The organism is Microcoleus sp. F10-B2 (genome assembly GCF_036704965.1).
Classification (GTDB): domain Bacteria; phylum Cyanobacteriota; class Cyanobacteriia; order Cyanobacteriales; family Microcoleaceae; genus Microcoleus.
In genome coordinates this window covers 63,358-79,198 of the sequence record NZ_JAUBTB010000030.1, presented here as the reverse complement: position 1 = coordinate 79,198, position 15,841 = coordinate 63,358, and the positions used below count along the sequence as shown (strand labels likewise).

The window sequence follows — 15,841 nt, the reverse complement described above, 5'->3', positions numbered from 1 at the left end:
CGACTTTTTTTGACGCTTCTATTGATTTTAACTATTTTACGCTGATTTGGGGATATTTACAAAACCGGGATGCTCCCTAGAACGTTATCGCGGCAGTCTTCTAGGTTTAGCAGTTGGTGATGCTTTGGGAACAACTTTAGAGTTCTGCCGCCCAGGAACATTTACACCTATTAACGATATGGTTGGCGGCGGCCCGTTTCGACTGCAACCGGGCGAGTGGACTGATGATACTTCGATGGCGCTTTGTTTGGCTGAAAGTTTGATTGAGAAACAAGGTTTCGATCCAGTCCATCAGTTAGAAACTTATTTGCGGTGGTGGCGAGACGGACATTTGAGCAGCACTGGTGAATGTTTTGATATTGGCAATACGGTGCAAAAAGCACTTGGGAAATTTGAAGATACCAGAAAACCTTTCTGTGGTTCGACGGATGCTGGGAGTGCTGGCAATGGTTCGATTATGCGTTTGGCTCCCGTGCCTTTGTTTTATGCTACAAATCCTTTAGAAGTAATAGAAAAATCTGCCGAAAGTTCGAGAACTACTCACGGTGCGGCTACTTGTGTGGATGCTTGCCGCTATTTTGGTGCTTTAATTGCGGGGGCTGTGAATGGGGTTGCTAAAGATGTGTTGCTTTCAGAAAGATATTGTCCGATTTCTGGATATTGGGCAGCAAATCCGCTGGTGGCAGAGATTGATGAGATTGCGGCGGGTTCTTTTAAACTGCGACAACCTCCTGAAATTAAAGGTACGGGTTATGTTGTCAGGTCTTTGGAGGCGGCACTTTGGGCTTTTTACAACAGTTCTTCTTTTGCGGAAGGCTGTTTGTTGGCTGTGAATTTGGGCGACGATGCGGATACTACTGGTGCGGTTTACGGACAATTGGCGGGGGCTTTTTACGGGGAGGGGGGAATACCGGAAAAATGGCTCTCGCAATTAGTCGATCGCTCTTTAATTGCATCTTTTGGCGATCGGCTTTTGACTTTATCTAGTTAAAATCGATGTTTTAAATCAAGGGTGACAATTCCCAGGCATAACATAAATAATTGTAGGGGCGGGTTCACCGAAATATATGACACCCACCGACAAATCAGATAAACCCGCCCCATCCGATCGAGAAACTAGCAACTTGAGTTAATATAGATAAATTTACACAAACATTTCTGGTTGAGGGTTAATACAATGGTACTCGAAGCCCCGTCTATCAAAGCCAAACCAACCGTCACCTGGGAACCCCTACCAGCTAACTTCGTATTACCCGACGATCCGGTGGAAAATATTCAACAACCTTCTCTCGCAGCAGGTCTCACCGATGCACTGGGAGCTGCAGGATGTATCCAGCCAGAAATGCTAATTGCCTCTAATTTGGGGCTAGTCGCCACAGTCAATAAAAAGATTGTTGTCAAAGCTCCAGACTGGTTTTATGTGCCGCAAGTGCATCCTCTAGCAGAGGGGGTAATTCGCCGTAGTTATACTCCTCATACTGATGGTGCTAATGTGGCGATCGTGATGGAGTTTCTCTCGGAAGCAGAGGGAGGAGAACTATCGGTCCGAGCAACTCCGCCCTATGGGAAACTCCACTTTTACGAACAGATTCTTCAAGTACCTACTTATGTCACTTATGACCCCTACGAAGGTATTTTAGAAGTGCGCTATTTGCAAGATGGGCGCTATGTTTTACATTCAGCCAATGAGCAGGGGCGGGTGTGGATTCCACAACTGGAACTATATCTGGGGATTTGGTCGGGGGAAAGGTTGGGACAAACCATGAACTGGCTGCGCTGGTGGGATAATTTAGGTAATTTGTTGCTGTGGAGTTCAGAACAAGCTGAGCAAGAAGGCAAAGGGCTAACCAGGAAAGCCAAAGGGCTGACCAGGAAAGCCAAAGGGCTGAGCAAGAAAGGCAAAGGGCTGACCAGGAAAGGCAAAGGGCAGAGCAAGAAAGGCAAAGGGCTGACCAGGAAAGCCAAAGGGCACAACGATTGGCGGCTAAGTTGCGCGAATTGGGAGTTGATCCAGATTGAACGCTGATTGAAAGCTAATTGGCGATCGCCATCGCCCTTAATACACAGGACTTACCCAACCATCTACCAGAATAGGCGCAGCAGGCAGATTGCGCCTGCAAAACGCTATATTTTTTTGTGCGTAAGTCCTGAATCGAAAATCAAAAATCGAAAATCGAAAATCAATTGACGTGTGTAGCAATTCGTGATATTGTCCTGCGCATTTATCTTGATATAAAAATATTTATTTACAAATCTTAATTTTTGATTAAATTTAGTATTATAATCTTGGTAACTTCCAACTAAGTATTTATTCTCACTATCATGATAGCGGATCAATTTCCTTGGCTGACCGCAATTGTCATCCTACCCCTCCTAGCTTCCCTCGCCATTCCTTTTGTGCCCGATACAGACGGCAAAACCGTGCGCTGGTATGCGCTAGGCGTAGGTATTGCAGATTTTGTATTAATGTGCTGGGTGTTTTGGACTCATTACGATCCGAGTATCTCTAGTTTCCAAATCGTAGAACAATATTCCTGGATACCTTCTTTAGGCCTCAACTGGTCTGTTTCCGTTGACGGACTGTCAGTTCCGCTGGTACTTTTGGCGGGATTGGTGACGACGCTATCTATTTTTGCTGCATGGGAGGTCGATCGCAAGCCACGACTCTTCTACTTCCTGATGCTGGTGATGTACTCGGCACAAATAGGAGTTTTCGTCGCCCAAGACATCATGCTGCTGTTCATTGTCTGGGAACTAGAACTAATTCCGGTGTACCTCCTCATCTCGATTTGGGGCGGACAAAACCGCCGCTACGCAGCTACCAAATTCTTGATTTACACCGCAGGCGCTTCCATCTTTATTTTGATAGCTGCCTTAGCAATGGCTTTCTACGGCGGAGGCACCCCCACCTTCGACATGGTAGAACTAGGCTTGAAGGACTACCCACTGGGTTTAGAATTACTGCTTTATGCCGGATTGTTAATTGCCTTCGGTGTGAAACTGGCGATTTTCCCCTTCCACACTTGGCTACCTGATGCCCACGGCGAAGCATCTTCTCCCGTGTCGATGATTCTGGCCGGCGTATTGCTGAAAATGGGCGGATACGGACTGATTCGCCTGAATTTGGAACTTCTCCCCAAAGCACACGTTTACTTTGCACCGATTATGGCGGTGCTCGGCGTGGTCAATATTATCTACGGCGCGCTGAATTCCTTCGGCCAATCGAACATGAAGCGCCGCCTAGCGAATTCGTCGATTTCTCACATGGGATTCGTGTTGTTGGGTATTGCTTCCTTCACGGATTTGGGAATCAACGGGGCGCTGTTGCAAATGATTTCCCACGGTTTAATCGCCTCAGTATTGTTTTTCCTGGCTGGCGTTACTTACGATCGCACCCATACAATGATTATGGACGAGATGGGCGAGATTGGAAAAGTCATGCCGAAAGTATTTGCCTTGTTTACCGCAGGCGCGATGGCATCTTTGGCACTGCCCGGAATGAGCGGTTTTGCTAGCGAATTGTCAGTGTTTGTGGGCGTCGCAACTAGCGATATGTACAGCGGTTCTTTCCGGGCGGTGACAGTGTTCCTGGCGGCAGTAGGACTGATTTTGACTCCGATTTATTTGCTCTCGATGCTGCGACAGTTATTTTACAACTGTGGGAGACTAGCTGCTTGCGACCTTGAGGATCTAAATTTGCAAAATCAGAGAAACAATCTGGATGAAGCGGTTTGTTTTGGTAATAGTTGCGTTTTGCCTGGTGATGCACCGTTTATTGATGCTAAACCTCGGGAAGTGGCGATCGCATTTTGCTTTTTGATACCGATTGTCGGCATTGGTTTTTATCCCAAAATGGCGATGCAAGTCTACGACGCGAAGACTGTGGCGGTGAATGCCACAGTCCGTCAATCTTACATCCAAATCGCTCAAGACAATCCTCAGATTTATGCGAAGGGATTTTTGGTTCCCAAAATTGCCCGAGCTCAAAAAGCTCCGACTTTGGGCAAAATTACAGGGTCTGAATCTGCATCGATTTTTGGCATTGTCAAATAATTTTATCGAATTTTGTTTGTGTTGAAAATCGGGCGTTCGCTTTGTCAAAGGGCGATCGCTTTTTTGTTAAGACTGAAGTTCCGAAATAATTGCCGCCAGATTCTCCCTAGCATATCCCACCTCAAGAATCGATTTCTCCTCCAGATCGGAGGCAACTTTCTTCAAGATATTTAGCGGTTCTTCAGAGCCTGTAGTCTTCAAAAACAACACTTGCAATCGATTTTTAACAGATTCTAAAATAGAGCGGCTTCGAGCCTCTTTCCCCCCTTCTCCTTTAGCAATACAGACGCTCAAATTGTGAGTTTTCAACAGCCCCATTCTTTCTATTTCTTGCGTCTTAACCGTCTCCAAAACCTCCGCTCGAATCTGCTCGATTAATCTGTCGGTCACATATTGCACGATCAAAGGCTGAAGCATAAAAACTGTTTCCCCGCCCTCACTGATTTTGTCAATCAGCGACCGACGACCCAGAGAATCGAGATTTTTTAGCAAATCCGAAAGCGAGGAATTGACCAACACCTGTTCTCGCAAAGTCGCCAGAGAAATCTGGCTTTGAGCAATAGCCATCCAGTAGGCAATCTCTTGTTCGGAACTCGACATCCGATCGAACTGTTGGGCGAGCAAATTGCTGATATGTTCTTCAATAAATAACGCCGTTGCTTCCAAAAACTTTAAAACATTCCCCTCAAAAAACTCGTGAATTGTGGTCGCTACAATCTTTAACGCTAACAGATTGCCTCCGTACCGGGATAACAAGATTTTCCACTCTCGATCTTGAGCGGACAAACCTTTTTCTTGGAAAATTTCCCGGGCAATTTCCTCGGAAATCGCAGGTTTTAAAGACCGCACTTTTTCTCCCCCCAGCAAAGCCAGTTCCGTAGGTTCTTCCGAACTAACTAGCACTACACAGCTATTGTGATTGACTTCACAGAGCCGCACAATTAAATCTCGATATCCTTCCCAGCCTTCGCGGTAGTGTCCCGCTAGTTCTTCGGGTCTGAGAACCGCTTCAAAATCATCTAAAATTAGCAGACAGCGGTGCTTGCGCAGATACTCGACCAAGCGCGAAATTTTGCCGTTGAGGTCGATCCTCTTCGTTGGCGTAGCCCCCGTAGGGGCGGGATCTGCTAACGGCAGATCGGGTTTTTGTTTGTGAGAAAAAAGTTCAATTAAGTTACTTAGGAAGTCGGATGGTGCTGGTGTCGATCGCAGCGATCGCCAAATCACAAAATCAAACTCATTCTGTACCTGTTTTGCCAACTGCACCGACAGAGTTGTTTTGCCGGTACCAGCCAAACCCAGCAGCGCTACCAAGCGACAATTATCTGATACGGTCCACTGCTTTAAAGTAGTTAATTCTTCAGTCCGTCCGTAAAAAACCGAAACATCCGGTGCTTGACCCCAATCTTGCTGTTGGCCGCCGGCCGCGAGATTGAATAGAAATCCTTTACCTCGACTAAAATCGCTCGTTCCCCGATCGGTGTGGTATGAAAACAGCAACTGATGCCTCAATTCCGAAAGCTTTCCAGGGCCGTTCCCCCCGATTTGAAACTTTTTGTAAACTTCGCCGAGTCTTTTGCGAACCGCGATGTCGCTAATGCCAAGCTTGGTTGCAATTGTCGCCGTAGATTGACCGTCGAGAGCCATAAAGACTGTTTCTAACTCGGCATCTGTGACGCCGCGATCCTTGGCGATCGTTTGCACAAAGTTTTGAGGAATCGGAGTAGTCAAGGTAGGAATCTCGCCTATACTAAAAATCTATCTTCCATTATATTGTGTGAGTTCTCGCGGGCGATCGATTAAATCGAATCCGCCAAAGTTCAGCTTGCTTTTTGTTTGGGCAGTTTTAGATATTTATACCAAAAGATCGATCGTGATACCACTTCAAAAAAAAGAATACAACTTTAGTAGAACCTATTATAGGGTGGGTGGAGGCGCGGCGATTAATCTGTACAACTCAACTATAAATCTCCAACCGCGCCTCCACCCACCGCTTTCCCCACAACCGGGTAGATTGACAATCCCTGAAAGCAGCGCTATATCACCCAAAAACCTTCGCACTAGCGCGGTATTCTTGTGCCGAAAGCAGCCGCCAACTTCCATCGCCCACAAGTTCCAAAACCTGCTGGTGATATTTCGCTAAACTCAATCGGTGGCCGACACTCACAAACGTAGTTTTAGTGGCTTGCAACTGCTCGTATAAATGTTGCTCGTTCTTCAAATCCAAAGCACTTGTCGCCTCATCCAAAATAGCGTATTTCGGTTCCGTCAACAACAATCTAGCAAAAGCTAAACGCTGCTGTTCTCCCAGCGACAAAATCTCAGCCCAATCTAAATCCGCATCAAAACCGCCCAATCTGTCCGGCAAATCTGCTAAATTTATTGATGCCAAAACGCGGCGCAATTTTTCCTCATCAACCTCGCTGCTGGTGTTGGGATACAAAAGTTGCGATCGCAAACTACCCAAAATCATATAAGGACGCTGCGGCAAAAACAGCATTTCTCCGAGTTCCGGCCGCGCCAAACGGCCCGTTCCCGATTCCCACAAACCCGCAATTGCTCGCAGCAAAGAACTCTTCCCAGCACCGCTTTGACCGACAATTAACAGTCCTTCCCCTGGCGACACGGCTACCGACAAATCGCTAATTAAAGTCTTTTGATGCTTGGGAGTATCTAAAGTAACGTGTTCCAATGTCAATTGCGAACTTATAACTGTATCTATTGTTCTAATTTCGTCGAACTTAACAGCATTTTTTTCATGTTTTAAATACTCACTAAACGTAGCTAGACGATTAATTCCCGCTGCAAATAAACTCAAGCTTTCAATATTATATACAATCAAAGAAAACGCTTCTGAAACCTGACGAAAAGCAAATTCAGCTTGAGTAATGTCGCCGTATCTGATCTCACCGGCAAAGTAGATAGAAGCCAGGAATAAAGATGGAATAATATAAGTTGCATATCTATAGCCAACTCTAAAATATCCCAGATTCCGCTGCCAACCAATTAGGAAATTAAAGTTCCGAACTGCTGCTAAAAATCGGTGTTTTACCTGAACAGATTCCTGTGCTTCTCCCCGGTAAAAAGCAATTGATTCTGCATTGTCCCGAATGTGAACCAATCCATAGCGAAAGTCAGCCTCTGTGGAGAGCTGATTGAAGTTCAAAAATATCAACTTTTTGCCAAAAGTCACCATAACTGTCGTGCCAAAGACAGCATAAATAATTAGTCCGATCGAAAGATTTTTAGAAATAGACCAAAGAATACCCGTAAATGAAATAACATCAATAACTGCTCCCAACATCAGCAGCAAAAAATATAAACTCGTACTCGTAAAGGATTTGATATCTTCAGCTATTCGCTGGTCGGGATTGTCGATTTCTTTCTGAGAATTTACTTCGTAATAAGCGCGGTTTTGAAAATAACTACCCAGGAAACTATCAGTCATCCACTCTCGCCAGTACAATCCCAGTTTATCTTGGGTATACCCGTAAATAACAACTATCGGGGTACCGATAATAAAAACTCCAGCATAAACCCACATAAACCGCCAAAAAGTAATCTGATCTTTTTCAGCCAGCGCTGTCGTGAAAAAATTACTAATATAGCTAATGACTACGTTAATCCCGCTAACTGACAGCGACAAAAATAGCAGCAGAGCTAACATTGTCCACTGCTTCCAGCGCGGTATCAACTTGCTTCTGAAAAAGACAAAAGCAGCCATTGGGAGAATTAGCATTAAACCAACAATCGCAATTTTCGGTGAGTAGATAATCCCTTTAATCAAAGTAGCTAAGCCAGCCGCAACCCCGTTAAAAGCCTCTGGAAATAAGACTTGAGCACCCAAACTGACAACACTGACAGCCACAAACATCGCAGCGAACAGAAATATCAACAACAGCGCCACTAATCCTAAAAAAATTCTGCCGCCTCCCGGCTCTAAAGGATAAAAGTAAGGTTGGGCGATCGCAATAAATCTTTCCCACAATTGACGGTCAAATCGATTCATCTTTACCTTTTACAAAACTACTTCGACTGTTCTAACATATCAAGTTTTATTACCCCTTGCCGCGGTAAATTCTTCAAGAGTTTAGCTAACAATTTGGTATAACCGAAAGACTGATATAGCATTAGTCTTTCGGCAGTCGGATCGGAAGGCATCTATGCCCAATACAATAAAAGCAAGAGTTTCAACAGTTAAAAACTTCCTCATCGTCAGGGCTGTTGCTACACTTGTATAGAAATTCGGGCGGCGGGAGAGCAAAAAAGTTTGGACGTTAGTTGTGGAGCCAATCTCAAATCATTCTAGCTGGAAGAACTCGCGCTTTCGGGGGACAACTCGGACTGCGATTGGCTCCTGTAAAATCGCTGGCTAACTCCTAAAATTACTTGTTTCATTACCCAATACAAAACAGCAATTACTAAAAAGGTTACAGCCATTACTAAAACCGGACGCTTGCCAATCAAATCGTTCATTACGGTGTTAACCAGCGCATCGGGGTTAGTCAGAATGTCCCAACTGTTGAAGCGGATAAATCGCCCTAAATAAATGCCGATCGCCGAAAGTGCGTGTATAGTTATCTCCGTTGCCAGGATAAATTTACTCCAACCCTGTTGCTTCAAATAGTAACCCAAATTCATCACCGACAGCACGTAAGCCCCAAACCCGATCAGCATAAACGCCAGATACTGCGGGATCAAAGCTAGAGTCACAGTCCACACCGAATTCCCCTCTTTAATCTGCTCGATCAGGTGAATGATATCAGTTAAAACGTAGGGCGCATTAGGCAAAAATGCGATAAACCAGAAAAAACCGCCCCACCAGCGGACAGAGCGAACTCCGCGCTGCCGCAGTACCCAGATGTCTAAAGCCATCAGTGCCAGCGTAATCGCGATCGCCCCCAAAACGTAAGTTTTGCCCACATCTTGCACAATGTGCTTCAGATAGGCCAAAACATGGCGCGTGCTGGGCAAAAAAGTAGCGCCCAGGAGAAAGGCCGTACCCCACAGCAGCCAGCGCTGACGGGGTTTGCGGAACAGCCAAAAACTCAGGGCCAGCGGTACTAAACTCAAAAACAAATTCCAAGACATCCAGCGGACATTGTGTCCCATTGCTTCGAGCGCTTCCAGGATTAATCCCATCATGTCAATTTTGATACACTTAAAGGTTTGATGCAGCACCGCTTCCTTAGCAGCTTCAATCTATTTTAGTCGTTAATTTGTAGGGTGCCTCAGCTTATCGCTCCGCCCCTGAAAATCAACAACTGCTGACGCACCCTACCACTGTGGAGTCAATCTAAAATCTAAAATCTAAAATCTAAAATCGACTGACGCATCCTAGTCTTTATACACTTTGTGGATCGGAATCTCAATCTGAAAAGTCGTTCCGCATCCTATGGACGAAATACACTCAATCTTCCCCTTGTGCTTTTCCACCACAATCGAGTGGGCGATAGACATTCCCAACCCCGTACCTTTCCCGACAGCTTTTGTAGTAAAAAACGGGTTGAAAATTCGATCGACTATCGCCTCGGGAATTCCCGTACCGTTGTCCGAAATTTCCACGATCGCAGTCTTCTGGGCCGTTACACCAGTGAAAATAACAATCCGGCCGTTCTCGATCTGCGATCGCGGAACCGATAACTTTTGATATCGTTCTTCAATAGCATCAATTCCATTAGCAATAATATTCATAAACACCTGATTGAGTTGGCTGGCATAGCACTCCACCGGCGGCAGTTTCCCGAACTCCTTAATTATTTCAATTTCCGGGCGGCTGTCCCGACTCTTCAAGCGGTGCTGCAAAATTAACAAAGTGCTTTCAATTCCCGCGTGAATATCGACCGGCTTCATTGCCGATTCGTCCAGTCGCGAGAAATTCCTGAGGGACAAAACAATTTGCCGGATGCGCTCGGTTCCTACCTGCATCGAACCCACAAGTTTTATTAAATCATCTGCCATGAAACCTAAATCAATCTCTTGAACGCGAGCGACAATTTTTGCATTAGGTTCTGGATACTCCTGTTCGTAAAGAGTCACCAGATCGAGCAACTGTTTTGTATACAGTTTGAGATAATCAATGTTAGCGTGAATGAAGTTAACGGGATTATTAATTTCGTGAGCTATTCCTGCCACCAATTGCCCCAAAGAAGACATTTTTTCAGTTTGAATGAGCTGAGTTTGAGTAGAGCGCAATTCCAGCAGCGCTGACTCTAAATCTCGAGCTTTTTCTCTTTCTCGCGCCTCGCTTTGTCGCAGTGCTGACTCTGCTTGCTTCCGAGTCGTAATGTCTTGGGAAACTCCAATTATTACCTTAGCTTGACCCTCAGCATTCCTGCTAAAAATAGTATCCCGACTTTGCAGCCACAAAAATTGACCCGATGCTGCCCGCATCCGGTACTCAATTTCCCTAGTTTCGCCATCTTCAACTCCTACAAAGCTAGCGTGATATTTGATAATTTTCGGCAAATCTTCCGGGTGTACTAACTGAGGAATCAGTGGCGAATCCATCGCTGTAATTTCGTCGCTGGTATAGCCCAAAAGCGCGAACATTGAAGTATTAGTGTAGATATTTCGCTGTTCTTCCAAGTCGTAGAGATACAAAATACCGGGAGTAGCATCGGCTACTTTTTTAATGAACTGCTGGCTTTCTTGCAAACCTAACTCAGCTTGTTTGCGATCGGTAACATCAACGGCGATGCCGTCCCAAAGAACAGCGCCGTTTTCTTTAGCTTCAGGACGCGACATTATCTGAAACCAGCGAATCTTGCCTGAAGGTAGCACCATCCGTCCTTCCCACTGCCAAGGTTGCAAAGTCTGGGCAGAAATAGCAACAGATTCGTCATGATTTTGGAGGTCGTCGGGATGAATCAAATTTCTTATCAAAGCCGCATTTTGCAGAACATCTTCGGGTTCTAACTCAAAAAGTTCTCGGCAAGCAGAACTTATGTAAGGAAAACTGGAATATCCATCTGCACGCAAGAAAAATTGATAAATTATTCCCGGCAAATTAGCAGACAGCTTTTGGTATCTTGCCTCGCTTTCCCGCAGTGCTTCCTCTGCTTGTTTGCGCTCCGTAATATCAGTAATTGAACCAACCATGCGGACTGCTGTTCCAGATGCGTCCCACAAAGCTTGTCCCCGACTCAATATCCATTTGTAGGCGCTATTGTAGCACCAGCAGCGGTATTCGATGATGTAATGCGGCGTTTTCTTGTTTAAATGGTCTTGGAGAGCTTGCATTACTAAGGCTAAATCGTCGGGATGCGTGCCCTTGTTCAATTCGTCAAAGTAATCGACAACTGGGCTGTGTTCGTCGTATCCGGTGATTTCCTTAAATCTATCGGACAGAAATAGTTCCCCTGTTTGCAAGTTCCAGTCCCAAATGCCGTCATTGTTGCCTTTGAGTGCTAACTGCCAGCGTTCTTCAGTTTGCATCAATTGAGCAGTTCTATCTTTGACTCTATTTTCTAGTTCTTGATTGAGTTGTTGGAGACTTTCTTCTGCCTGTTTGCGTTCGATCGCAATTCCTGCTAAACTTCTTGCCACTTCTATGAGTTCCCACTCAAAGTCTTGGGGAGTGTGTGGCTCAGAATAATACAGCCCCACAGTTCCCAACACTTGATTTTGAGATGATACAATAGGAGTAGACCAGCAAGCTTTTAGTCCATATTTTACAGCTAAATCTCTATAATTTTCCCACAAAGGATCGCTGGCAATATCTGTAACTATCACCTGTTCGCGACGGTAGACAGCAGTACCGCAGGAACCGACATTCGGGCCGATCGCTATTCCATGAATAGCAGTATTGTAACTCTCAGGTAAACTCGGTGCGACTTCGTGCAGCAGGTGTTTTCCGTCTTTATCTAAAAGCAAAATCGAACCCCTTACATTTTTATATTGCTGTTCGATAACTTTAATTAAAGCAGTTAAAGTATCCTCCAAAGGAGCGCTTTTAGCAATCATTTCTAATACTTGTTTTTGACCTATATGCCAATTTTCAGTATGTTTGCGCTGCGTAATATCGCGGGCAACCCACAGAGCCGTGTTTTCTTTCATTGGCGAAATGGTAGCGGCAAACCACTTTTGTACGCTGGCAATTTCCAGGTTATATTCAAAAGTACAGGTTTGATTTGTAGCGAGGGCGGTGCGAATTTGCTCCAGAAAAAATTCTGCCATTTCTGGAGAGAATAAATCGTTGATTTTTTTACCGGCATATTCCGCCGTCGGCTTGTACAATAATTGGGGATTGGTCGGGGCAACTTTCAGGAACCGTCCCTCAATATCGAGCTCGAAAATTACGTCGTTCATGGCAGCGAACAAAGCTCGAAGTTCCGATTCAGAAGCTTGCAGGGCGATTTCAGTTTGTTTGCGATCGCTAATATCCGTCCCGATACAAAGCAGTCCTGCCAAATTTCCCTTCGCATCTAGTAAAGGTTTATTTGTCCACGCTATCCACACCCTTTTTCCATTGCTGCGGATATTTTCATTTTCGTTTTGGAAGGATTTGTCCGGCTGTGCCAAACAGTCTCTAATCATTGCCGCAAGGTCACTTTCTGATAAATCTGTTTTCGGTATAATTGTGCCGATCGCATTTTTGCCGATGATTTCTGCTTCTGAATACCCGAAAAAAGCTTCAGCAAACTCGTTAAAAAAAGTAATCTTGCCTTCACTGTCTAACTGCACAATCATGCTGTTAGCATTCTCAACGAGTTGCCGGTACTTAGCTTCGCTCGAACGCAGTTTCGCACGGCTGTACGCCCAGCTAAAAACCGCTACCCCGCTCAAAACTGCCAGCAACTCGCCTCCAAAAAGCAGCAACCCCCGAAACGGCGAATTCGCAGGCCATCCCCCCGCCGGAATTGCTGCCAACTGCCAGGAACCGTTGGGCAAAGTCACTTCCACAATCACGGGATTGTGCTGAAAAATTGACCCGTCACCGAAAAACACTGGGCCGGATGCTCCCCTCCCGTCTTTGCCCCGCAGAGCGTATTGCAGCTTCGCTGAGGAGTCGTTGAGTCCTGCTTCGTCAATTAGGGAATTTTTGTCCACGATCATCCCTGTCAAGCCCCAGTAAACTCCTGTTTCGGGCTCGGCGCCGGAGGGTGTGAGAAAAATCGGCGATCGGCTGATGAACGTCTCGTCCCCCTCTAATAATTTCACGGGCCCGGCAAGCAAAGTTTTTCTGGTGTTGATGACCTCTTCGACCATTTGCCGCTGTTCGGGTAGCGCCGTCAAGTCAACGCCGATCGCCCCTTCATTACCATCCCGCGGATAAATATAAGCGACCGTCGTGCCTTTAACTAAAGTTATGGCGCGAATGCCCGGTTGCTGCGCGATCAGAATTCTCGCCGTCGCTGTAAACTCGGCTTCGGTGATATTTGGATTGTTGGAAAGGTAAGCCCCCAAACCCCGCATCAAAAACAGTCGGGCATTCAAAGAGCCTTCCAGCTTAGAACGGACTGTGCTGAGGCGATCGAGGGTGCTAGCGCGGTTGTACTCAAAAAACCGCCGCTGTTCCGATCGATCTAAAATGCCAACTCCGACCAAAATTGCTATTGATGCCGAAATACCTGCCAAATACGGTGAAATTTGGAATTTTTTAACCTTAAAGTATTCCATCTGCCGGGGGTTAAGGTATTTTTTTACGTCTTTAGATAGATTTAGTTTAGTTCGATTTCTCTAGGCAAGTGCAAGATTTCGGGGATACCGGACTTTTCGCAAGCGAGCGCGAGTTCTGAGTCTTCTAGGACGCCCTCCGAACATCGGCGATCGGCTTGCCTCTAATCATCTATTCTACGGACAAAGTTTTAAATCTCAAATCGACCGACTGAAAGTAATGCGGTCATAAGCCCCCGGATTCATTCCTTCGCAGGCTCAGGACGGATCGATCTAAAATCTAAAATCTAAAATCTAAAATTGGTTGACTCGCCATTTATCGGGTAGGGTGCGCGTGCCACACCACAGCGGTGCGGAGCGCGCACCCGAAATACGGGAGTTATTAGCTAAAATAGGGTTAGCAATAATTTTTTTCAGCGCTACGGCTAATCATTCATAGGGGCAATTTGATGCAAGAACAGTTGATGGAAGCGATCGCACCTTACCGAGATCGCGTGGATTATCTGGAAGTTCGCCTCGAACAAAGCGAGTCAACTGCGATTAGTTTTCGCGGCCCTCAGTTAGATGCTGTCAACCGGAGTTTCAGTCTCGCCGGCGGCATCCGCGCCTGTCACAAAGGCGGCTGGAGTTTTGTCACTTTTAACGGTTTAGCTGAGTTAAAAAACCGCATTGAAGAAGCTGTCGTTCAGTCTCGTTTGGTTGGCAGCGAAAAAACTCTACTCGCAGATGTCACCCCGATTCAAGATTATGTAGCGGTGGAATTGGGCCGCGACCCGCGCTCTATTACTCTAGCCGAAAAGCGGAAATTGCTCGAATCTTACAATCAGTTGCTGTTAGATTACGACCCGCGAATTCAGACGACAATGGCCGGTTACAGCGACAGATTCGGGATTACTTATTTTGTGAATTCTCAAGGTACTTGCATCGCTCAAGAGCGCTTGGACGTGACGGGGCGTTTCGGGGCGATCGCCCGCGGCGAGGGCGGTGTCGTCCGCCAAGGGTTTGAGTCGATTCACTCGCGATCGGATTACGATGTGTTGACAAATATTGAAGATCGTGTTAAGAGTGCGGCCGTTCGAGCTGTAGGCCAACTAGAGGCAAAATCGGTGAAAGGCGGTCAGTATCCGGTGATTTTAGACCCTTATTTGTCGGGGGTGTTTATTCACGAAGCTTTCGGGCATTTGTCAGAAGCAGATGGTATTTACGAAAACCCGAAAATGCAGGAATTGTTGACTTTGGGCAAGCCTGTGGCGATCGAACAATTGAATGTAATTGACGACGCAACTGTACCGGGATTGCCGGGAACTTTGAAATACGACGACGAAGGCGTGCCGGCTCAGTGCAAGCATTTAATTAAAAATGGAGTTTTAGCCGCTCGGATGCACAATCGCGAGACTGCGGGCAAAATGGGCGAAAGTCCGACGGGAAATGCCCGGGCTCTGAGTGCTACTTTTATGCCTTTGGTGCGGATGACTAATACTGCGATCGAGTCTGGCGAACATTCTTTTGACGAAATGGTTGCCGACATTGACGAAGGAGTTTATGCCGTGCGGATGTTGGGAGGACAAACCAACGGCGAAATGTTTACCTTTGCCGCGGCTCAAGGGTTCATGATTCGCGACGGCAAATTGGCCGAACCGGTCAGCGATGTCACTTTAAGCGGCAATGTATTTCAGACGTTAAAGGATATTGAGTCTATAGGAAATGACTCGGTTTATGCCTACGGCGGTTGCGGCAAAGGCGGTCAGAGCGGTTTGCCCGTAAGCGTCGGCGGCCCCCATTTGCGGATTAAAAATGTTGTAGTCGGAGGAAGATAATCATTAGTCATTAGTCATTAATTATTAGTTCAAAACTTACGCAACTGATTAAGGTGAGGGCCTGCTCGCGCGCTCACCTTAAGCGTTTTGGGGTAGTGACAAGCTCACAACCCACTCCAAATCTGGTGTTTACTTTCACTCCCGCTGAGTGCGATGCCGCAGGCTACCGCTACCAAAGGCAGGGCGGTTTCATTCTCAGGGAAATCATCGTTTTGTAGGGGTAGTGCCCCCGTGCCTACCCCCTCCACGGACGATTGAATCGGCGTTTCAAATATCGGGACTCTTCACGAGGGTTTGCCCCTAGGTCGAATGAAACAGCCCTGCTACCAAAGGTGTAAATTTCCGCCATCAAT

The 15,841-nt window shown here is 46.2% G+C and carries 8 protein-coding genes and 1 pseudogene; 5 read left to right on the top strand and 4 right to left on the bottom strand.

Annotation, left to right across the window (positions count from 1 at the left end; translation table 11 throughout):
- Positions 1 to 46: 46 nt before the first annotated feature.
- From QUA99_RS13950 to QUA99_RS13940, 3 genes and pseudogenes are all read left to right on the top strand, one after another.
- Positions 47 to 991 (top strand): ADP-ribosylglycohydrolase family protein, encoded by a 945-nt coding sequence (locus QUA99_RS13950; protein ID WP_333237675.1) that lies wholly within the window; start codon positions 47 to 49, stop codon positions 989 to 991.
- 186 nt (positions 992 to 1,177) lie between these two features.
- Positions 1,178 to 2,019: pseudogene (locus tag QUA99_RS13945) on the top strand (Uma2 family endonuclease).
- A gap of 303 nt (positions 2,020 to 2,322) precedes the next feature.
- Positions 2,323 to 4,053, top strand: a complete 1,731-nt coding sequence (locus QUA99_RS13940; protein WP_333237673.1) for an NAD(P)H-quinone oxidoreductase subunit 4 — start codon at positions 2,323 to 2,325, stop codon at positions 4,051 to 4,053.
- 66 nt (positions 4,054 to 4,119) lie between these two features.
- Here QUA99_RS13940 and QUA99_RS13935 read toward each other — a convergent pair whose 3' ends face one another.
- From QUA99_RS13935 to QUA99_RS13920, 4 genes are all read right to left on the bottom strand, one after another.
- Entirely contained in the window at positions 4,120 to 5,784 is a 1,665-nt protein-coding gene (locus QUA99_RS13935) for an NB-ARC domain-containing protein (RefSeq protein WP_333237671.1), read from the bottom strand.
- A gap of 310 nt (positions 5,785 to 6,094) precedes the next feature.
- Entirely contained in the window at positions 6,095 to 8,062 is a 1,968-nt protein-coding gene (locus QUA99_RS13930) for an ABC transporter ATP-binding protein/permease (RefSeq protein WP_333237669.1), read from the bottom strand.
- A gap of 296 nt (positions 8,063 to 8,358) precedes the next feature.
- Complete coding sequence (locus QUA99_RS13925; RefSeq protein ID WP_333237666.1) at positions 8,359 to 9,198, bottom strand: DUF1361 domain-containing protein; 840 nt, start codon at positions 9,196 to 9,198, stop codon at positions 8,359 to 8,361.
- A 192-nt stretch (positions 9,199 to 9,390) separates the two neighbouring features.
- Positions 9,391 to 13,674, bottom strand: coding sequence for a PAS domain S-box protein (locus tag QUA99_RS13920; protein WP_333237664.1), 4,284 nt, complete (start codon positions 13,672 to 13,674; stop codon positions 9,391 to 9,393).
- A 446-nt stretch (positions 13,675 to 14,120) separates the two neighbouring features.
- Here QUA99_RS13920 and QUA99_RS13915 point away from each other — a divergent pair, with 446 nt between their 5' ends.
- The gene (locus tag QUA99_RS13915) at positions 14,121 to 15,488 is read left to right on the top strand and encodes a TldD/PmbA family protein (protein ID WP_333237662.1); all 1,368 of its coding nucleotides are present in this window, start codon (positions 14,121 to 14,123) and stop codon (positions 15,486 to 15,488) included.
- A 95-nt stretch (positions 15,489 to 15,583) separates the two neighbouring features.
- A complete protein-coding gene (locus QUA99_RS13910) occupies positions 15,584 to 15,706 on the top strand; it encodes a hypothetical protein (protein ID WP_333237660.1) in 123 nt (40 codons plus the stop codon).
- The last annotated feature ends 135 nt before the right edge of the window (positions 15,707 to 15,841 follow it).